This window comes from Streptomyces boncukensis (genome assembly GCF_011045075.1).
Classification (GTDB): domain Bacteria; phylum Actinomycetota; class Actinomycetes; order Streptomycetales; family Streptomycetaceae; genus Streptomyces; species Streptomyces boncukensis.
Genome location: NZ_JAAKZZ010001119.1, coordinates 1 through 480, shown reverse-complemented (window position 1 = coordinate 480; position 480 = coordinate 1). Strand labels below are relative to the sequence as shown.

The 480-nt window shown below is 72.3% G+C and carries 1 protein-coding gene; it reads right to left on the bottom strand.

All coding sequences use genetic code 11. The features are described 5' to 3' along the window. Positions 1-113 precede the first annotated feature (113 nt). Entirely contained in the window at positions 114-338 is a 225-nt protein-coding gene (locus G5C65_RS38235; RefSeq protein ID WP_165303691.1) for a hypothetical protein, read from the bottom strand. Positions 339-480 lie beyond the last annotated feature (142 nt).

Sequence of the window (480 nt, the reverse complement as noted above, 5' to 3'; positions counted from 1 at the left end):
GGGAAGAGCCCCAGCCCGCATCCCATGGCGGCCAGGCCGACGACAGCAGCACGCACACTCACCCGCACCCGTACAGACATGCCCCCAGTGTCCAGCATCGGCGCGGCAGGCCCTCACGGCACCTCGCGCAGATACAGCGCACCGCAGGTGTGGCAGAACGGCTCCCCCTCCGGCGTCCCCCACAGCTCGCTCGGCTGGGTGGCCGCCCCGGGCGCCAGCGGGCGGCCGCACATGGCCGTGGTGCCGTCGCGCCGCACCATGTGCCAGATCTTGACCCGGGCGTCCGGCCCGCGCGGCGAGACGCCCTCCGCGTACTCGGCTCGCATGTCATGTTCCATACCCACACAGTGCAGCAATCCGGACGATTCAGCGCGCGGTGCCGGGGGAATCGGGTTGCGCGGGCGGGGCGTCGCCCAGGAGGGTACGAACAGCCGTGCCGAGCGGAAAGGATCTCCATGCAGCCCCCGCACTCCCCCGTCC

Coding starts and splice junctions, on each gene's coding strand:
- G5C65_RS38235 (WP_165303691.1), bottom strand. CDS start 338: ATGGAACATGACATGCGAGCCGAGTACGCGGAGGGCGTCTCGCCGCGC.